Origin of the sequence: Citrobacter sp. CK189 (genome assembly GCF_030333505.1) — a bacterium.
Lineage (GTDB): Bacteria > Pseudomonadota > Gammaproteobacteria > Enterobacterales > Enterobacteriaceae > Citrobacter_B > Citrobacter_B koseri.
The window spans coordinates 1-19,550 of record NZ_JAOWFV010000031.1; the positions used below are offsets into that span (position 1 = coordinate 1).

Consider the following 19,550-nt stretch of genomic DNA (forward strand, 5'->3'; position numbering starts at 1 on the left):
ATCCGTAGCTCAGCTGGATAGAGTACTCGGCTACGAACCGAGCGGTCGGAGGTTCGAATCCTCCCGGATGCACCATCTTCTTCTCCACCATCTTCTTCTCCACCATCTTCTCCTCCACCATCTTCTCCTGAATACCTCCATTACCTCTCTACCCTGAACAATCCTCATTTCTCTGTCAGCGACAAAATCAGTCAATTACGATAAAGTAACATCTGGTCATTTGGTTTGTGAGAACACGATGTACGAACGTTATGCGGGTTTGATTTTTGATATGGATGGCACCATCCTGGATACCGAGCCGACGCACCGTAAGGCGTGGGACGAGGTATTAGGGCGCTATGGCCTTCGCTTTGATCTGCAAGCGATGGTGGCGCTTAACGGTTCTCCAACCTGGCGTATCGCGCAGTCGATTATCGAACTGAATCACGCGGATCTTGACCCTCATGCGCTGGCGCAAGAAAAAACTGATGCAGTGAAAAGCATGTTGCTGGATAGCGTAGAGCCTTTGCCGCTGGTTGAGGTGGTCAAAGCCTGGTATGGCCGTCGACCTCTGTCGGTGGGAACGGGCAGCGAAAGCGCAATTGCCGAAGCGCTATTGACCCATCTGGGGCTGCGTCGTTATTTTGATGCAGTTGTCGCTGCGGATCATGTTCTGCACCACAAACCCGCGCCGGACACGTTCCTGCTGTGTGCGGAGCGTATGGGCGTTGTGCCGACGCAATGCGTCGTGTTTGAGGATGCGGATTTCGGCTTGCAGGCAGCACGCGCGGCGGGAATGGATGCCGTGGACGTTCGACTATTGTGAGTGACGGGCTGTCGCTCCTGTCACTGTTTGCCAGCAGTTTTCTCAGCGCCACGCTGTTGCCCGGTAATTCCGAAGTTGTTTTAGTTGCCATGTTAGTCTCCGGGGTAAGTCATCCCTGGGTCTTAGTCTTAACAGCAACAATGGGTAATAGCCTTGGAGGGTTAACTAACGTTATCCTTGGGCGTTTTTTTCCGTTGCGCAAAACATCGCGCTGGCAGGAAAAAGCCACTGGCTGGCTTAAGCGCTACGGTGCAGTCACACTATTATTAAGCTGGGCGCCGGTTATCGGTGATTTGTTGTGCCTGTTAGCGGGATGGATGCGCATCTCGTGGGGGCCAGTGCTCTTTTTTTTATGCCTTGGTAAAGCGTTGCGTTACGTTATCGTCGCAACCGCTACGGTTCAGGGCATTATGTGGTGGCACTAATTGTGGGATAGACATTTACCGTCACCATTACAATTATGCTAATTAAAACGATTTTGACAGGCGGGAGGTCAATTTGATCCCGGACGTATCACAGGCTCTGACCTGGCTGGAAAGGCATCCTCAGGCACTAAAGGGGATTCAACGCGGGCTGGAGCGCGAAACGCTGCGTGTTAACGCTGATGGCACGCTGGCAACCACAGGTCATCCTGACGCGTTAGGCTCGGCGCTGACGCACAAATGGGTCACGACAGATTTTGCTGAAGCCCTGCTGGAGTTTATTACCCCAGTAGACGGCGATATTCAGCATATGCTCACATTGATGCGCGACCTGCATCGCTATACGGCCAGAAATTTGGGTGATGAGCGAATGTGGCCGCTGAGTATGCCTTGCTATATTGCTGAAGGGCAGGGTATTGAGCTGGCGCAGTACGGTACGTCAAATATTGGTCGTTTGAAAACGCTTTACCGGGAAGGGTTGAAAAACCGTTACGGCGCGTTGATGCAAACCATCTCCGGCGTACACTACAATTTTTCGCTGCCGATGGCATTCTGGCAGGCGAAGTGTGGCGTCGTGGACGGGGAAGATGCGAAAGAGAAAATTTCCGCAGGCTATTTCCGCCTGATCCGTAACTATTACCGTTTTGGGTGGGTCATTCCGTATCTGTTTGGCGCCTCTCCGGCTATTTGTTCCTCATTCTTGCAGGGCAAACCCACCACGCTGCCGTTTGAAAAAACGGACTGCGGTATGTACTACCTGCCGTATGCAACGTCGCTGCGTTTGAGCGACCTGGGTTATACCAATAAGTCGCAAAGCAATCTTGGAATTACGTTTAACGATCTGCATGAATATGTGGCAGGATTGAAGCGCGCGATCAAAACGCCGTCCACGGAGTATGCGGAGATCGGTCTGGAGAAGGACGGTAAACGCCTGCAAATCAACAGCAACGTGCTACAGATTGAGAACGAGCTGTATGCGCCGATCCGCCCTAAACGCGTGACGCGTAGCGGAGAAACGCCGTCAGATGCGCTTCTGCGCGGCGGGATTGAATATATCGAAGTGCGTTCGCTGGATATTAACCCGTTCTCGCCCATTGGCGTGGACGAGCAGCAGGTGCGTTTCCTGGATCTGTTTATGGTCTGGTGCGTACTGGCCGATGCGCCGGAAATGAGCAGCGACGAGCTGCTGTGTACGCGCACGAACTGGAATCGGGTGATTCTGGAAGGGCGTAAACCGGGGCTGACGTTAGGGATTGGCTGTGAAACCGCGCAGTTCCCGCTGCCGAAAGTGGGTAAAGATCTGTTCCGCGACCTGAAACGTGTGGCGCAAACGCTGGACAGCATCCACGGGGGAGAGGATTATCAGAAGGTATGTGATGAACTGGTTGCCTGTTTCGACAACCCGGAACTGACGTTCTCAGCGCGTATTCTGCGCTCGATGATTGATACCGGGATTGGCGGCACAGGCAAAGCGCTGGGCGAGGCTTATCGCAATCTGCTGCGCGAAGAACCGCTGGAAATTTTGCGTGAAGAGGACTTCATTGCTGAGCGTGAGGCGTCAACGCGTCGTCAGCTTGAGGTTGAAGCGGCGGATACCGAACCGTTTGATGCGTGGCTGGAAAAGCACGCCTGACAGAAAAGAAAAAGGCCACTCGTGAGTGGCCAAAATTTCATCTCTGAAAACAGGGATGATGATAACAAATGCGCGTCTTTCACATACTCAGACTCGCCCCGGAACGAAGAGTTCAGTTTATTTTAAAAAATATTATCGGAGGTGGCTAAATGCCGTTGTTAGATAGCTTCACAGTCGATCATACCCGGATGGAAGCACCAGCAGTCCGGGTCGCGAAAACGATGAACACCCCGCATGGCGATACCATTACCGTGTTTGACCTGCGTTTCTGCATCCCGAATAAAGAAGTGATGCCTGAGAAGGGTATCCATACGCTGGAGCACCTGTTCGCTGGCTTTATGCGTAATCATCTGAACGGCAACGGTGTTGAGATTATCGATATCTCCCCGATGGGCTGCCGTACCGGTTTCTACATGAGCCTGATCGGTACGCCTGACGAACAACGTGTGGCAGACGCCTGGAAAGCCGCGATGGCTGACGTGCTGAAAGTGAAGGAGCAGAATCAGATCCCGGAGCTGAACGTTTATCAGTGCGGTACGTATCAGATGCACTCTCTGAGCGAAGCGCAGGATATTGCACGTCATATTCTGGAACACGACGTTCGCATCAACAGCAACGAAGAGCTGGCCCTGCCGAAAGATAAATTGCAGGAACTGCATATCTAGTCGAATGCAATGCCCGGTGGCGCGATGCTTACCGGGCCTACAATGTGCGCGTTCTGTAGGCCGGATAAAGCGCAGCCGCCATCCGGCGTTATGCCCGGTGGCGCGATGCTTACCGGGCCTACAACGTGTGTTCTGTAGGCCGGATAAGGCGCAGCCGCCATCCGGCATTATGCCCGGTGGCGCGATGCTTACCGGGCCTACAATGTGCGTGTTCTGTAGGCCGGATAAAGCGCAGCCGCCATCCGGCAAAAAAAAGCCAGTTCATCATGAACTGGCTTTTTCATTAATGCGCGCCTCCGCCGCCGCCGCCCGCGCCGAAAGGTGGTTTGGCGAACCAGACCAGCCCAAGCAGCACGAGGAAGATCCCGGCCGACATCCAGAAGATCTCATTGGCGGAAATAATCAGCCCCTGATTGGTAATCTGCTGGGCGATCCAGCCTGACGCCTGCTGCTGCGTCATCCCCAGCCCCTGTAGCTGATCGTACATCGCCTGGGCATTGGGGTTGTACGGATTCACCGACTCGGTCAATTGCGAATGGTGCATCGCCTCACGGTTGGTCCACATGGTGGTGGTAATTGATGTACCAATTGACCCCGCCAGCGTTCGCGTAAAGTTAGACAGGCTCGACGCCGCCGCCAGACGTTCAGGCGGCAAGCCGGAGAGCGTGATGGTGGTGAGCGGCATAAAGAAGCAGGCTACGGCGAAGCCCTGAATAAACTGCGGCCAGGCCGATGCGCCGAAATCCATACCCGGTTCAAACGTCCACGCACGCCAGTAAAAGCAGACGGCATACATGATAAAGCTGAACGTGACCAGCCTGCGCATATCCAGCTTGTGGGCGAAACGTCCGATAATCGGCGACAGGATCACCGGGATTACCCCGACCGGCGCTGAGGCCAGGCCGGCCCACGTCGCGGTATAGCCGTATACCTCCTGCAATAGCTGCGGTAACAGCACAATCGCGCCGAAATAGAGCATATAGGCGAGACTGATACACAAACAGCCAATCGTAAAGTTACGCGACTTGAACAAGGAGAGGTCAACGATTGGGTTATCGTCGGTCAGCTCCCAGACAATCAGGAAACTGATGGCAATGACGGCGACCACGGTCAGGATGATAATCTCTTGCGAGGCGAACCAGTCCAGCTCTTTCCCGCGGTCAAGCATGATCTGTAGACTGCCGATACCAATCACCAGCAGCGCCAGGCCGATAGCGTCGATACGTCGCTGCTCGGTGCGGGTCTCGCGACCGCGCAGGGTTTGCAGCGTCATCAGCACGACCGCAACCCCAATCGGCACGTTGATGAAGAAAATCCAGCCCCAGTGATAGTTATCGCTGATGTAGCCGCCCAGTATCGGGCCGCAGATCGGCGCGACAATCACCGTCATCGACCATAGCGCCAGCGCGATAGAACGTTTTGCGGGAGGATAGTTATTCAGCAACAGGCTCTGTGAGAGCGGGATTAACGGCCCTGCGACGACACCCTGAACCACGCGGAAGAAGATCAGCATGTTCAGACTGTTGGAGACCCCGCACGCCCATGACGCAATGGCAAAGGCGACGGTTGACCACATGAACAGCTTCACTTCCCCGACGCGTTTCGCCAGCCAGCCGGTAATCGGGATGGAGATCGCGTTCGCCACCCCGAATGAGGTGATAACCCATGTCCCCTGGCTCAACGATGAGCCAAGGTTCCCGGCGATGGTGGGGATCGCCACGTTAGCAATGGTGGAGTCCAGCACCTGCATGAATGTCGCCAGCGACAGCGCAATCGTCATAATGACCAGCTGCGCGCCTTCCAGCGGTTTTTGCTGTTGCATTACACGCACCTCAGGATTATCCCGCGTTGGCCTGCACAATCTCTTCGATCAGCTTATTGACCGGAGCGAGATTAATTTCTCGTGCGTTACTCTCAGAAACCGGGGTACTACGAACCTGGCTTGCCAGCACCTGTCCGTCGCGGTTCGACGTATCCACGGTGACGAGGGTTGATAAACCGATACGCAGCGGATGCTGCGCCAGTTGCTGCGCATCCAGTTCAATACGTACAGGCAAGCGCTGCACGACCTTGATCCAGTTGCCGGTCGCGTTTTGCGCCGGAAGCAGGGAGAAGGCGCTGCCTGTCCCCATATCCAGGCCGACAACCTTACCGGTGTATTTCACGTCATCGCCGTAAATATCGCTGATGACCGTTGCCGGTTGGCCGATACGCATATGGGCGAGCTGCGTCTCTTTGAAGTTCGCGTCCACCCACAGGTTGGTGGCAGGCACGACCGCCATCAGCGGCGTGGTCGGGCTAATCTGTGCGCCAGGCTGTACGGCGCGGCGGGAGACGTAGCCGGTCATCGGGCTGACAATTTTGGTACGCTCCAGCGCCAGCCAGGCGTTGCGCACTTCCGTGGCCGCCTGTTGCACGGCAGGCTGATCTTCCAGCTTGCTGCCGAGGATCATCGCCTGGTTTGCGTTATATTGCTGAATAGCCACATCCAGCTGCGCCTGCGCGCTGGCGACGGCATCACGCGCGTGTTGCAGCTCTTCGCGACCGATCAGGTTCGCATTGCCCAGCGGCACGCGACGATTAAAGTCGCTTTGTGCCTGCGCCAGTGCGGTTTTCTGCACTTCAATGCTGGCCTGGAGCTGCTTGCTATTGATCATTAACTGGTGCGTCTGGCGAACGCTGGAGGCCAGCGCCGTTTTCGCTTTTTCGAATGCCTGTCTGGCATCCGTCTGGTCGAGCGTGACCAGCACGTCGCCCTGTTTTACAAAGTCAGTGTTATCAGCCCAGACTTTCGTCACGCTGCCTGATACCTGCGCCATGATTTGAACCTGGTTCCCTGCCACGTACGCATCATCCGTTTCTTCGATATGACGCAGTACTAAAAACCAATAAATCCCATATGCCACGGCAATTGCGATAAAGAGCAAGGTTAAAAGGATTAGCGCGCTTTTACGTTTGCCATTCTTCTTAACCGGTTGCTGCGGGGTTTGAGTCTCCGCATTTGCGCTCATGTTGTTCTCCACGATCTTATTTTTCATATCGGCTGGGCCGACGTTTTTGTCAGAAAGGCCAGCAGTATGACGTGCTGGCCTGTCAGTTTTTTCTTTTATAAATCTGGATGATTGAGCGTGTCGACGCGTTAGCGTAGCGCCTCAAGAACGGCGCCATCCTGATCCATCTGATCGAGACGCGTCAGGAGCTTACGAGTGATGTGCTCAAGTTGATCTTTTTCGGCGGTGCTGAGAGAGGACCATAGCTGGTGCAGGCAGTGATGCTGAGGCGGTAACACCTCGCGCAAAAACGCGTGACCTTTCTCAGTCAGTTGCAGATGCAGGCAGCGACGGTCGTTATCGCTTTCACGACGTTCGATCCAGCCGCGTTTCTCTAACTCATCTGCGATACGTGTTGCGTTGGTACGGGACGAGCCCAGCGCGCAACTCAGTTCAGATGGCTGAATACTGTGGTTTTCCTGAGACTCCAGCGTAATCAACGCCATAAACAACGTCTCGTTAATCCCTTGAGCTTTCAGCATCTTATTGCGGTTTTCCAGCAGTTTGCCTTGCATATGCATGCAAAGGCGGGTCAGAAGGATCTCCTGGTAAGGAAACTCTTCGTGGCGGCTGGCGCGAAATTTTAGCATTTGTTCAATGGGCGTAAACGAACTATCCATTTGGGCATGACCTCATTAATTTCAGCCGATATAGTAACGACAGTGACAAATAAAGTAAATGTATTATTAATTTAAAATGATTCTTTTGGGTTATAAAATGACCCCTATCTTCCAGGCGAGTCCATAGCCCAGAGCGCTCAGTAGCGTTGGGATGATGATGCTGCGCGTCTTGTAGAAACTGACGCCCAGGACGGCAAACCCGACCAGCGTCGGAATGAACCGGCTGGCGTCGTGCATCACTTCGGGAGCCGTAGACACCACCAGCAGGGCGCAGATGGACGCGATGCCAATGGTGTCGAGCAACACGCCCGTTGCGCCGCGCCTGGCGGGACGGGTGTTTCCCATTCGCAGACGAAGCGGTAAATAACGAAAACAATAATTGGCGCAGCCGACCAGCAGCCCCAGCAGCAAAACCTCATAACTCATCGGGCGCTCCTTGCCAGAACGACTGGATCAAGGCGGTCAGACACCCGCTGGCGATACCCGCCAGGATAGCCGCAGGAATGGAAAACAGCGTGACGCCTGCCAGCGCGCCGATTAACGCCGCCGTGACGCACAGCGTTTGTTTGCGTTGAAAAGAGGCGAGCAAAAAGCTCATAAACAGGGCTGGCAGCATAAAACCTAATGCCGCCTCAACGGCGGGGAAGCCTTTCAGCAATCCGCTCCCGGAAAATGCGCCAATGACCGTGCCGAGCACCCAGGATGCCCAGGAGCAGAACGCGATGCCGATCATCCAGTTTTCACTCCAGCGACGGTTATCCCGCACCAGTTTGGCCGTGGCGGCAGCAAACACTTCATCGGTGAGACCAAATGCCCACAGGGCGGTTTTAGGTTTACTGAGCCGTTGGCTGATGCGACTACGCAGGGAAGGGCCGTACAGCACATGGCGCACGTCCATCGCCATCACGGTCAGCGCGGCGACCCATAATGTGCTGCCCGCCGCGAGCATGGTGGTGATGACGAACTGGCTGGCGCCTGCGTAAATAATGCAGGAGAAAAAAACGCTTTCGAGGGGAGTAAAGCCCAGACGGGTGGCGTTAAGGCCAAACGCAAACGCCACCGGAATATAACTTATGACTATCGGTAAACTGTCTTTGAATCCTTCCGTTAATGTTGCCGGACGGGGCTCAGACTGGGGTGCAGGGCTTTCCATAAGATTATCTGATTCGTCACCGATGTTAAAATAACCAGCATAAATGAATCATATAACCTTAACAGAGTGGGGGACGCCTTAACACCCTGGGGAGCTCAATCAAAGGTAAACGCTTGCCATCTGCTTAATTTGCGGCTTCTTGTCGGTGAAAACCTCGCCACCAGACCAGTAGATTGAGTGCGGCGACGGTGGTACCGGCCAGACAAACGCCGGCCCAGCCGGCATGCTGCCAGGCCGATGCCGAAATCAACGAACCGGCGGCGCCGCCGATAAAGTAGCTGGTCATATACCCGGCGGTGAGCCGGTTACGCGCATCCGGGTGGACGCGGTAAATCACCGTCTGATTGGTGATGTGTACGCCCTGCACGGTGAGATCCAGCACCAGGATGCCAATAATCAGCGCCAGCACGGAGCTGTGTCCGTACCAGATAGCCAGCCAGGAGAGCAACAGCAACAGCAGACCGAAAGTCGTGGTGAGATGAGACTTCCCTTTATCGGCAAAACCGCCCGCCGGACGTGCGCCCAGCGCGCCAGCGGCTCCCGCCAGACCAAACAGCCCAATCATCCCTTCGGAATAGTTAAACGGCGGCGCGGCCAGTAAAAAGGCCATCGATGTCCAGAGAATGCTGAAGTTGGCGAACGTCAGGCAGCCTAACAACGCGCGGGTGCGCAGGAGGCCGTCGTGGATAAACAGGCTGAACACGGAACCCAATAGCTGCGGATAGTTAAGATGCGTTTCTGATTTCACCTTTGGTAAACCGCGCCACAGCGCGACGGCCATCAGCGCCATCAGCACAGAAGCGACCCAGAAGACGGTGCGCCAGCCGCCAAGATTCGCCAGCAATCCGGCAACGGTACGCGCCAGTAAAATCCCCAGCAGCAGGCCGCTCATGATGGTGCCGACCACTTTGCCGCGCTTATCCGGCGTGGCGAGCGTCGCCGCCAGCGGCACCAGGATTTGCGCCACGACGGAGAACAGCCCGGTGAGCGCCGTGCCGAGAATCATCATGCCGAGCGACTGACTGCTGGCGGTAATCAGCATGCCGCCTGCGGCCAGCAGCGTCATGGAGACGATGAGCGTCCGGCGTTCGAACATATCGCCCAGCGGCACCAGAAAGAGCAATCCGGCGGCATAGCCCAACTGAGCGGCGGTAACGATAAAGCCCGCCGAACTGGCGGAAAGCGAGAAATTGTTTGCGATAGTATCGAGCAGCGGCTGGGCGTAATAGTTACTGGCGACGGCCAGACCGGTTGCCACGGACATTAAAACAATCAGCGCCGGGCTAAGCCCGTGAGTGGATTTAGTCATTATTTTGAGTCAGATATGATTTCCTGGGGTATCAATCATAGCGGATGTTTATGAATGTGAGTGGTTTGTTGAGTGATGGATTGTGCGGTTGAGGTAGGGCGTATAGGCCGGATAAGGCGCATCGCGCCACCATCCGGCATTGGTGTGGTTACTGCGCCTGATGGCGCGCAGCTTTAAGGCCGACGAGTGGGTTATTTCTGCGCGGCCAGCGCTTCTTTTACCCAGCCGTCAAACTGCTGCTGGTGGGCTTTGATCCAGCCGTCAACGTGACCCTGAACATCGGCCTCGGACGATTTGCCTTCATGCATCATCGCGTTCTGCGCGTTGATATCCGCCAGCGGTACCTTCATGATGGCGAACAGCTTCGCCGCCGCCGGGTTTTTCTCTGCCCAGGCTTTGTTGGCGACAATGTGCATGGTGTTCACCGGGAAGCCATAGTTCGCGCCGTTCGGCAGTTTGGTATCAATGTCTTTCTGCTCGCCCGGCAGGGAAGAGAACGGCACCTGTAACCAGACAACATCTTTACCCGGCTTCATCACGTCGCTCACCCAGTACGGCGTCCAGGTGTAGTACAGAATCGGCTTGCCTTCTTTGAAGCGGGTGATGGTGTCGGCCATCATCGCGGCATAGTTACCGTGGCTGACGTCGACGGTTTTTTCCAGATCGAACGCTTTGTTCTGGTGGTTAATCACCGCTTCACAACCCCAGCCTGGCGAACAACCCATCATGTCAGCTTTGCCGTCGCCGTTGGTATCAAAGATTTTGGCGATTTTCGGGTCTTTCAACTGGGCGAGGTTAGTGATCTTGTACTGCTCGGCGGTTTTCTTGTCGATCAGATAACCCTGCGCGGCGCCCGTCACGAATACCCCCTCGCGATAGAACTTTTTGTCTCCGCCCGCAGCGGCGTACATATCATCATGCAGCGGCTGCCAGTTCACGGCGGTAAAAGTTGCATCGCCAGAGGCAATGGAGGTGTAACCGACGTTGTAATCAACTTCGCTTGGCTTATTGACGGTATAACCCAGTTTCTCCAGCGCGCGGCTGACCAGCAGCGTCTGGAAGGTTTCTTCGGTGATGGTGCTCTGCACCGGCTGTACGGTAACGCCTTTGCCCGGCAGGTCGGCAGCGAATGCGCTGGTAGAGACAAGGGTGGCAAACGCTGTGGCAAATAGAATGTTATGTCGCATCGTTGTTCCTTATTACACTTCATCTTTCAAGCTGCCTCTTTGTTGGCTGCACCCATGCACCCCGGTCACGTACTGCGTGTACGCTCCTGGGGACACATTCGTTTGCCGCCGCGATGCAACTTGAACGATTTTGTGTAAGCTAATGAATTGTAGACCCGGTAAGCAATGCGCCACCGGGCAACGGGTGAATTACTTAACGAAAGGGCGAGTGATAAGCCCAACGGGACCGGTGGTATACCAGCGGCGGTTGCCACGGCTGCGCGAGTCGCGACCAACGGCCTGGGTCAGGCGGTCCAGAATGATAGCGAGGATCACAATACCGACCCCGCCGACGGTTGCCAGCCCCATGTCGAGGCGGCCAATACCACGCAGCACCATCTGACCAAGCCCGCCGACGGCAATCATAGAGGCGATCACTACCATGGAGAGGGCAAGCATGAGCGTCTGGTTAACACCCGCCATAATGGTGGGCATGGCCAGCGGTAGCTGTACTTTGAACAGCATCTGACGCGGACTGGCGCCAAATGAGCGTGAGGCTTCGATCAAATCTGCCGGAACCTGGTTAATCCCCAGAATGGTCAGACGCACAATCGGCGGCAGGGCAAAGATAATGGTCACTACCACCCCCGGCACGTTACCGATACCGAACAGCATCACGATTGGCACCAGATAGACGAACGCAGGCGTCGTTTGCATCGCATCCAGCAGCGGGCGGACAATCTTCGCCGCACGCGGACTGCGCGCCAGCCATATCCCCAGCGGCAAACCGATGACCACGCAGAACAGCAGGGCGGTCAGCACCAGCGCCAGGGTAATCATCGCCTGTGACCAGGCGCCAATCGCGCCGATGGCAATCAGGGACACCAGCGTGGCGGCCCCCATCCCCAGGCCGGAGATCTGCCAGGCGATCAGTGCGAAAATGATAATCGCCACCGGAGCTGGCATACCCAGCAACAGCTGCTGGAAGCCATTGAGAATGTAATCCACCGGTACACGGATGCCCTGGAAAACGGGGCGGAAATGCGTAACGACCCAGTCGATCCCTTCAGTGACCCAGCTGTCCAGCGGGATCAGCGTCTTATGGAACGGGTCCATAATATTAAAATGTTCTGGCGCAGGCGCGGGAGCGCTGGTCAGCCAGTCTGCGCCGCCGCCATCGGCAGGCGCGCCCGAAGGCGTTCCCCAGGCGTCGGCGGATTGCGCGGCGCTATCCGCCGCTGGCGCGGTATCCCACGGATTAGTTTGTTCAGCCATTGTTTGCCCCCTCGCGATCTAAAGCCTGTAGCAGCATGCGTTTTGAAATAATGCCGACATACTGTTGTTCCTCGTCGACAACCGGCACCGCACAAGGCGCCTGTCCAACATGAGAGAGCAACTCGCTAAGAGGTGTTTGCGCATCCACCGCCAGTGACTCGTCAATAAGCGCTGCTTCAATACCTTGCGCCTGGCTTAATGCCACTTTTAATGAGTCGATGGAAACAATGCCGACAAACTTATTACCGCGTTCAATCACATAACCAAACTCACGGTCTTCATCCTGCAATAATTTCAGTGCGGAACGCGGACCAAAACCTGGCGTTTTACGAATTAATCCCACCGGGCTGCGGCGGGCAATATCTTTGGCGCTGAACACCTGGCTAATATCGACCCCACGGAAGAAGGTGCGGACATAATCATTCGCCGGGTTATTCAGAATTTCATCTGGCGTTCCCACCTGAACGACTTCGCCGTTTTGCATAATGGCAATACGATCGCCAATACGCATCGCTTCATCGAGATCGTGGGAAATAAAAACGACGGTACGCTGATGTTTTGCCTGTAGTTTTACCAGCTCATCCTGCATCTCGGTACGAATTAAGGGATCGAGCGCCGAGAAGGCCTCATCCATTAACAGAATGTCAGGGTTGATCGCTAATGCGCGGGCCAGACCGACACGCTGGCGCATACCGCCGGAGAGTTCATCCGGGTAGCCGTGCGCATAATTCTCCAGCCCCACCTGGCGTAAGGCATCCAGCGCTTTTTCACGGCGCTCTTCAGCGGCAACGCCGGCTAATTCCATGCCGAATGCCGTATTATCCAGTACGGTCATGTGCGGCATTAATGCAAATGACTGGAAAACCATCGCAATTTTCTTTCTGCGCACCTCGCGAAGCTCGGCGTCAGATATTTTTGCAATATCAACGCCGTCGATCAGCACTTGCCCGCGGGTGGGTTCAATCAGGCGATTGAGAAGGCGTACCATTGTGGATTTACCCGAACCGGATAATCCCATGATGACAAAAATCTCGCCTTCTTCAATGGCCAGACTGGCGTCTTTAACGCCAAGCGATAGCCCTGTTTTATCCAGAATTTGCTCTTTCGAAAGTCCTTTTTCAATATATTTGAAAGCTCGCTGCGGATGCTCACCAAATATCTTATAGAGATTCTTAACTTCTAATTTAATTGCCATGCAATAGAAAGATTCCTGTTATTTATTATGTCGATACGATACCTGATAGAAATAGTCACCTTTTTCTACCCTAACATACTGAGAATCTGAGACAACCCTGAATTTCCCTCAGACACAAATATTGCCGGAGGCCATTTGCCGGGATTTCCCATGATATAAGGGCTGAGCGGGAGTGGGGGGAGAGCGATATTTTTTGTAACGACCACCGAAAATGCGCCTGAATTGCTGAAATTCAGGCGAATAATGTGGCAGATATTGAGTGTAGATCACACAGAAATAATTGTGTGATAAAAACGTGATCCCGTTAAAATATTATCGCGGAAGTGTGATCGATATTTACCGCGATAATCGCCGTCAAAAATTCCAGTCTTCGTCTTCGGTTTCGATGGCTTTTCCCATCACATAGGAGGAGCCTGAACCGGAGAAGAAATCATGGTTTTCATCCGCATTCGGTGACAGCGCAGCAAGTATGGCAGGATTGACCTCCGCCATTTCTGCGGGGAATAACGCTTCGTAGCCCAGGTTCATCAACGCTTTATTGGCGTTGTAACAGAGAAAGGCGTTAACGTCTGCCACCCAACCGGTTTCGGCATACAGTTCTTCCGTATAGCGAGACTCGTTGTCATACAGCTCCATCAGCAAATCAAGAGCGAAATGCTTCAATTCGTCGCGTTCGGATTCCGACAGTTTCTCCAGCCCTTTTTGGTATTTATAGCCGATGTAATACCCATGTACCGCTTCGTCACGAATAATCAGACGAATCAGGTCGGCGGTGTTGGTCAGCTTGCCCCGGCTGGAAAAATACATTGGCAGCCAGAAGCCGGAATAGAACAGGAAAGATTCCAGGAATACGCTGGCGATTTTCTTTTTCAGCGGATTGTCGGCGGTGTAATGTTGCAGGATAATCTGCGCCTTGCGTTGCAGCGGCGCATTTTCCTCACTCCAGGCATAGGCCGCGTCTACGTCTTTCGTCTGGCAAAGCGTAGAGAAAATCGAGCTGTACGAGCGGGCATGTACCGCTTCCATAAAGCTGATGTTTGACAGCACCGCCTCTTCATGCGGCGTCAGCGCGTCCTGCATCAACGCGGGGGCCCCGGCGATATTCTGAATGGTGTCGAGCAGCGTTAATCCGGTAAACACGCGGATGGTAAGCTGCTGCTCGGCGGCGCTCAGCGTCTGCCAGGCGGGGATATCATTGGAAAGCGGCACCTTTTCCGGCAGCCAGAAGTTGCTGGTCAGGCGGTTCCACACTTCCAGGTCTTTATCATCCTGAATCTTGTTCCAGTTGATGGCGCTCACGCGTGATAGTTTCATCCTGCTCTCCTTATAGCGCGCATGATACGCAGCCTTCTATTTCAGTACCTTCCAGCGCCAGCTGACGCAGACGGATGTAATACAGCGTTTTGATCCCTTTTCGCCACGCGTAAATCTGGGCTTTGTTGATATCGCGGGTTGTCGCGGTATCCGGGAAGAACAGCGTCAGCGACAGTCCCTGATCAACGTGGCGTGTGGCTTCGGCATAGGTATCAATGATTTTTTCAGGGCCGATTTCATAGGCGTCCTGGTACATGTCCAGGTTCTCATTGGTCATAAACGGGGCCGGGTAGTAAACGCGTCCGGTTTTTCCTTCTTTGCGGATCTCTATCTTTGACACGATCGGGTGAATGCTTGACGTCGCGTGGTTGATATAGGAAATGGAACCGGTCGGCGGCACCGCCTGTAAATTCTGGTTATAGATGCCGTAGCGCATCACCTCATCCCGCAGCCGTGCCCACATTTCGCGGCCCGGAAGCGTAATGCCGCTACGGGCAAAGAGCGCACGAACCGTGTCGGTTTTCGGCTGCCAGTCGCCCTGCAAATATTGTTCGAAATACTCGCCGCTGGCATAGCGCGATTGTTTGAATCCGGCGAAGGTTTTACCGCGTTCACGCGCCATCATCATTGAGGTATTCAGCGCGTGCCAGGTCACGGTGTAGAAATAGAGGTTGGTGAAATCCAGCGCCTCCGGGCTGCCGTAGGCAATGCCTTCTCGCGCCAGATAACCGTGCAGATTCATCTGCCCCAGGCCAATCGCGTGTGACGCGGCGTTTCCGGCTTCAATTGACGGTACGCTGCGGATATGGCTCATATCCGACACCGCCGTCAGGCCGCGAATCGCCGTTTCCACCGTGCGGCCAAAATTCGGGGAGTCCATCGTATGGGCGATGTTCAGCGAACCGAGGTTGCAGGAGATATCATGCCCGGTCTGCGCGTAATCCAGATTTTCATCATAGGTGGAGGCGCTGTTGACCTGCAAAATCTCCGAGCACAGGTTGCTCATGTTGATGCGACCAGCAATCGGATTCGCGCGGTTTACCGTATCCTCGTACATGATGTAGGGATAGCCTGACTCAAACTGGATTTCCGCGAGCCGCTGGAAAAATTCGCGCGCGTTGATGTACTGCTTGCGTACGCGTTCATCGGCGAGCAGCTCATCGTACCGTTCGCTAATGGCGATATCTCCGAACGGTTTGCCGTAAATGCGTTCGACATCGTAAGGCGAGAACAGCGCCATCTGCGCGTTTTCTTTCGCCAGACGGAACGTTACGTCCGGGATCACCACGCCCAGCGACAGCGTTTTAATGCGGATCTTTTCATCGGCGTTTTCGCGTTTAGTGTCGAGAAAACGCAGGATATCCGGGTGGTGCGCATGCAGATACACGGCGCCCGCCCCCTGACGCGCCCCTAACTGATTGGCGTAAGAAAAGGCGTCTTCCAGCATCTTCATTACCGGGATCACGCCTGAGGACTGGTTCTCAATACGCTTGATCGGCGCGCCCGCTTCACGAAGATTCGAGAGCAAAAACGCCACGCCGCCGCCGCGCTTGGAAAGCTGTAGCGCCGAGTTAACCGCCCGACCAATGGACTCCATATTGTCTTCAATGCGTAACAGGAAGCAGGAGACCAGCTCGCCGCGCTGTTGTTTGCCGCAGTTTAAGAAGGTCGGCGTGGCTGGCTGAAAGCGCCCGGAGAGGATTTCATCGGTAAGCTGCATCGCCAGCGCTTCATTGCCCTGCGCCAGCGTCAGCGCCACCATTGTCACCCGGTCTTCAAAGTCTTCAAGGTAGCGTTTGCCGTCGAACGTTTTCAGCGTATAGCTGGTGTAATATTTCCACGCGCCAAGGAACGTCTGGAAGCGAAAACCGCTGGCGTGGGCGTGAGCAAACAGCTTCACCACGAAAGCGCGATCGTAGCGGGTTAAAACGCTTTCGTCGTAATAGCCTTCGCGAAGCAGATACTCCAGGCGCTCGTCCTGGCTGGCAAAGGAGACGGAATTGGGGCGGACATGGGTGGCAAAGAACACCTCCACCGCCTGCCGATCCTTGTCGAACTGAATATGGCCTGCTTTATCGTACAGATTCAGCATGGCATTCAGCGCGTGATAATCCATCGTTTCTTGCTTCACACGTTCTGCGGTTGTCGTTGCCAAAATTCGCTCACTCCTTTTCGGACGTTGTCGATGTCGCTTTGCGTTCCCATCAGTTCAAAGCGGTACAGCCAGGGGACGCCGCATTTTTGTGAAATGACCTCGCCAGCGCGACCGTAAGCCTCGCCAAAGTTACGGTTGCCGGAGGCGATCACGCCGCGAATTAACGCCCGGTTATGTTCATCATTTAAAAAGCGGATCACCTGTCGTGGAACCGCGCCTGCCGTACCGCCGCCGCCGTAAGAGGGGACGACCAGAATGTAAGGTTCGTCTACCCTGATTCGCTCGCGTTCATTAAGCGGAATGCGAATAGCGGGCAGCCCCAGACGCTGCATAAAGCGGTGCGTATTTTCGGAGCTGCTGGAAAAGTAGACGAGTTGGCTCATGCGCTGGCCACGCGCGCATCAGGATGCAGACGGTTGATCATATCCGGGCGGAAGCCTGACCAACTGGTATCGCCCGCGATGACCACCGGCAGCTGGCGAAAACCTTTTTCCCGCAGGGTATCTGCCGCGTCGGGAACCAGATCGACGTTCACCATCTCAAAGTCAAATCCACGGCTTTCCATCGCCCGTTTGGTGGCGTGGCACTGAACACAGTCGTTACGAGTGTAAATAGTAATGCGCATGATTCGTATTTCCATTTAAAATGAGAGAACGGCGCGATGATATGCGTCGGGTTGTGTGTGTCTTGATAGAGAGAATACTAGATGTAGATGAATAAAGTTTCAACCACACAAGATATGGGAAATATCGATTAATTTGCTTCTGCTGATTAGCTCAGCGGGGATGGGGGGGTATGGTTAAACGTCGCCCGATGGCGCTTACGCTAATCGGGCCTACGGTGTAGGCCGGATAAGGCGTTTACGCCGCCATCCGGCAATAGCGGGTTTACATCCGCATCCCAACAGCCAGACGGTTGAAGCAGTTCATCAGACTGATAGCAAAAGTCAGATCGCTGATTTCATGGGCGCTGAAACTTTCGAGTAGCGGCAGATACGCGTCATCTTCGGCATGCGTTCTTGCGATATCCGTGACGGATTCCGCCCAGGCCAGCGCCGCACGCTCCTGTTCGCTGAAGTGATGGCTTACCCGCCACCCGGCCAGCGCATCCAGTTTGCTTTGCGCCACGCCGGATTTACGCAGGGCTTTGCTGTGCATCTCCAGACAAAATGCGCAACCGTTGATCTGTGAGATACGCAGATAAATCAGTTCCATCAGCGTGGTGTCCAGCGCGCTGTTTTCCAACGCTTTTTTAGCCTGGCCCAGCGCACTATAGACTTCAGGGCTAAGTTCATAATAGGGCTGACGTAATGTCGTCATCATACTTCTCCTCGTTTAGACGTCAGCAATGTAGCACTATAATGGACTGCTAAAGAGAGCCATATTTTTATGAAAAAAGCAGACCATAAAGGATCGTTCACCTGTGCCACGCTATCAGCAAATCGCCCGTCAGTTAAAAAACGCCATTGAGCATGGCGAACTCAAGGCCGGGGCGCGTTTGCCGTCCAGCCGGACATGGTCGCAAGAGTTAGGCGTTTCACGCTCGACGGTCGAAAACGCGTACGGCGAGCTGGTGGCGCAAGGCTGGCTGGAGCGGCGCGGGCAGGCCGGTACGTTTGTCAGCGGGCATGTACGTCCAGAAAAAACGGTCGCTACGCCTGCCGTTTTCGCCGGAGAAAGCCAGACGCCCGATCCATTTCAAATGGGATTACCTGCGCTGGATCTTTTCCCGCGTGAGATTTGGGCGCGGGTGATGGGGCGTCGCCTGCGTACGCAGACCCGTTTTGATCTCGCGTTGGGCGACGTCTGCGGCGAAGCGGTTTTGCGCGAGGCCATTGTCGATTATCTGCGGGTGTCGCGCAGTATTGAATGCCTGCCGGAACAGGTGTTTATCACTTCCGGCTATGCGTCCTCAATGACCCTTATCCTGCGCGCACTGGCGAAACCTGGAGAAGGCATGTGGGTTGAAGATCCCGGGTTTCCCCTTATTCGCCCGGTGATTGCCCAGGAAAATGTCGGGCTGATGCCGGTTCCGGTCGATGATCATGGACTGAATGTGGCGGCAGGCATTCACGATTACCCGCAGGCGCGTTTTGTGTTGTTAACGCCGGCCCACCAAAGCCCGCTCGGCGTGGCGCTCTCTTTAACCCGTCGCCGCCAGTTACTTGAATGGGCGGCGAGCGCGCAGGCATGGATTATCGAAGACGATTATGACAGTGAATTTCGTTACCACGGCAAGCCGCTTCCGCCGCTGAAAAGCCTCGATGCGCCGCAGCGGGTGATCTATGCCGGAACGTTCAGCAAGTCGCTGTTTCCGGCGCTGCGTACCGCATGGCTGGTGGTTCCGCTTAATCAGGTGGCGCATTTTCGTCAACTGGCGGGGCTGATGGCCTGTAGCGTGCCGGTGCTGTGGCAGCAGACGCTGGCGGATTTTATCCGCGATGGTCATTTCTGGCGGCATTTGAAAAAGATGCGCCAGCATTACGCCAGGCGACGGCTTTGGATGGAAGAGGCGCTGCGTGAGCAGGGATTCGCCGTTGTCCCGCAGGAAGGCGGCATTCAGCTGGTGGTTGCGGTGGATGCTGATGACCGGTTGCTGACGGCGAAAGCCAATCAGGCCGGACTGGCGGTGCAGGCATTGAGCCGCTGGCGGCTTCAGTCAGAAGGAAGGGGAGGACTGCTGCTGTCGTTTACCAACATCACTTCAGCGGAAATGGCAAAACAGGTCGCACGTCAGCTACGGGAAGCCATAACCGACACGCCGTCGGCCGGATAAGACGCTCTGCGTC

19 protein-coding genes are annotated in these 19,550 nt (G+C 55.0%); 5 read left to right on the forward strand and 14 right to left on the reverse strand.

Annotation, left to right across the window (positions count from 1 at the left end; genetic code table 11):
- Positions 1-238: 238 nt before the first annotated feature.
- The 4 genes from yqaB to luxS all read left to right on the forward strand — a co-directional run bounded on the left by yqaB (position 239) and on the right by luxS (position 3,525).
- The gene (yqaB, locus tag OGV83_RS00885; RefSeq protein WP_012134803.1) at positions 239-805 is read left to right on the forward strand and encodes a fructose-1-phosphate/6-phosphogluconate phosphatase; all 567 of its coding nucleotides are present in this window, start codon (positions 239-241) and stop codon (positions 803-805) included.
- Complete coding sequence (locus tag OGV83_RS00890; RefSeq protein WP_071257946.1) at positions 802-1,230, forward strand: YqaA family protein; 429 nt, start codon at positions 802-804, stop codon at positions 1,228-1,230. The genes yqaB and OGV83_RS00890 overlap by 4 nt, the downstream gene beginning before the upstream one ends.
- A 73-nt stretch (positions 1,231-1,303) precedes the next feature.
- Positions 1,304-2,860, forward strand: a complete 1,557-nt coding sequence (gene gshA / locus OGV83_RS00895) for a glutamate--cysteine ligase (protein ID WP_200026907.1) — start codon at positions 1,304-1,306, stop codon at positions 2,858-2,860.
- Positions 2,861-3,009: 149 nt separating this feature from the next.
- Entirely contained in the window at positions 3,010-3,525 is a 516-nt protein-coding gene (gene luxS / locus OGV83_RS00900; protein ID WP_012134800.1) for an S-ribosylhomocysteine lyase, read from the forward strand.
- A 283-nt stretch (positions 3,526-3,808) separates the two neighbouring features.
- Here the strand turns inward: luxS and emrB are convergent, their stop codons facing one another.
- The 14 genes from emrB to OGV83_RS00970 all read right to left on the reverse strand — a co-directional run bounded on the left by emrB (position 3,809) and on the right by OGV83_RS00970 (position 18,081).
- A complete protein-coding gene (emrB, locus tag OGV83_RS00905; RefSeq protein WP_012134799.1) occupies positions 3,809-5,347 on the reverse strand; it encodes a multidrug efflux MFS transporter permease subunit EmrB in 1,539 nt (512 codons plus the stop codon).
- A 16-nt stretch (positions 5,348-5,363) separates the two neighbouring features.
- Entirely contained in the window at positions 5,364-6,536 is a 1,173-nt protein-coding gene (gene emrA, locus OGV83_RS00910) for a multidrug efflux MFS transporter periplasmic adaptor subunit EmrA (RefSeq protein ID WP_024130884.1), read from the reverse strand.
- 128 nt (positions 6,537-6,664) lie between these two features.
- Positions 6,665-7,195: a transcriptional repressor MprA gene (gene mprA, locus OGV83_RS00915; RefSeq protein ID WP_012134797.1), complete on the reverse strand. Its 531-nt coding sequence runs from the start codon at positions 7,193-7,195 to the stop codon at positions 6,665-6,667.
- A 90-nt stretch (positions 7,196-7,285) separates the two neighbouring features.
- Entirely contained in the window at positions 7,286-7,621 is a 336-nt protein-coding gene (gene ygaH / locus OGV83_RS00920) for an L-valine transporter subunit YgaH (RefSeq protein WP_047461737.1), read from the reverse strand.
- Positions 7,611-8,348 carry an AzlC family ABC transporter permease gene (locus OGV83_RS00925; protein ID WP_012134795.1) on the reverse strand — a complete coding sequence of 246 codons (738 nt, stop codon included), beginning with the start codon at positions 8,346-8,348 and terminating at the stop codon, positions 7,611-7,613. Before OGV83_RS00925 ends, ygaH begins: the two co-directional genes overlap by 11 nt.
- 124 nt (positions 8,349-8,472) lie before the next feature.
- Entirely contained in the window at positions 8,473-9,657 is a 1,185-nt protein-coding gene (locus tag OGV83_RS00930; protein WP_012134794.1) for an MFS transporter, read from the reverse strand.
- A 191-nt stretch (positions 9,658-9,848) separates the two neighbouring features.
- The gene (gene proX / locus OGV83_RS00935; RefSeq protein ID WP_012134793.1) at positions 9,849-10,844 is read right to left on the reverse strand and encodes a glycine betaine/L-proline ABC transporter substrate-binding protein ProX; all 996 of its coding nucleotides are present in this window, start codon (positions 10,842-10,844) and stop codon (positions 9,849-9,851) included.
- Positions 10,845-11,033: 189 nt separating this feature from the next.
- Positions 11,034-12,098, reverse strand: coding sequence for a glycine betaine/L-proline ABC transporter permease ProW (gene proW, locus OGV83_RS00940; RefSeq protein ID WP_047461746.1), 1,065 nt, complete (start codon positions 12,096-12,098; stop codon positions 11,034-11,036).
- The gene (proV, locus tag OGV83_RS00945) at positions 12,091-13,293 is read right to left on the reverse strand and encodes a glycine betaine/L-proline ABC transporter ATP-binding protein ProV (protein ID WP_286463026.1); all 1,203 of its coding nucleotides are present in this window, start codon (positions 13,291-13,293) and stop codon (positions 12,091-12,093) included. The genes proW and proV overlap by 8 nt, the downstream gene beginning before the upstream one ends.
- 354 nt (positions 13,294-13,647) lie before the next feature.
- The gene (gene nrdF / locus OGV83_RS00950; RefSeq protein ID WP_012134789.1) at positions 13,648-14,607 is read right to left on the reverse strand and encodes a class 1b ribonucleoside-diphosphate reductase subunit beta; all 960 of its coding nucleotides are present in this window, start codon (positions 14,605-14,607) and stop codon (positions 13,648-13,650) included.
- Between the two features lie 10 nt (positions 14,608-14,617).
- Positions 14,618-16,762: a class 1b ribonucleoside-diphosphate reductase subunit alpha gene (gene nrdE / locus OGV83_RS00955; protein WP_110493910.1), complete on the reverse strand. Its 2,145-nt coding sequence runs from the start codon at positions 16,760-16,762 to the stop codon at positions 14,618-14,620.
- Positions 16,735-17,145 carry a class Ib ribonucleoside-diphosphate reductase assembly flavoprotein NrdI gene (nrdI, locus tag OGV83_RS00960; protein ID WP_012134787.1) on the reverse strand — a complete coding sequence of 137 codons (411 nt, stop codon included), beginning with the start codon at positions 17,143-17,145 and terminating at the stop codon, positions 16,735-16,737. The genes nrdE and nrdI overlap by 28 nt, the downstream gene beginning before the upstream one ends.
- The gene (gene nrdH, locus OGV83_RS00965; RefSeq protein WP_024130882.1) at positions 17,142-17,387 is read right to left on the reverse strand and encodes a glutaredoxin-like protein NrdH; all 246 of its coding nucleotides are present in this window, start codon (positions 17,385-17,387) and stop codon (positions 17,142-17,144) included. The genes nrdI and nrdH overlap by 4 nt, the downstream gene beginning before the upstream one ends.
- A gap of 262 nt (positions 17,388-17,649) precedes the next feature.
- Entirely contained in the window at positions 17,650-18,081 is a 432-nt protein-coding gene (locus tag OGV83_RS00970; protein ID WP_286463043.1) for a carboxymuconolactone decarboxylase family protein, read from the reverse strand.
- 103 nt (positions 18,082-18,184) lie between these two features.
- On the opposite strand from OGV83_RS00970, the gene pdxR reads away from it, so the two are divergent.
- A complete protein-coding gene (gene pdxR, locus OGV83_RS00975) occupies positions 18,185-19,537 on the forward strand; it encodes a MocR-like pyridoxine biosynthesis transcription factor PdxR (protein ID WP_286463027.1) in 1,353 nt (450 codons plus the stop codon).
- Positions 19,538-19,550 lie beyond the last annotated feature (13 nt).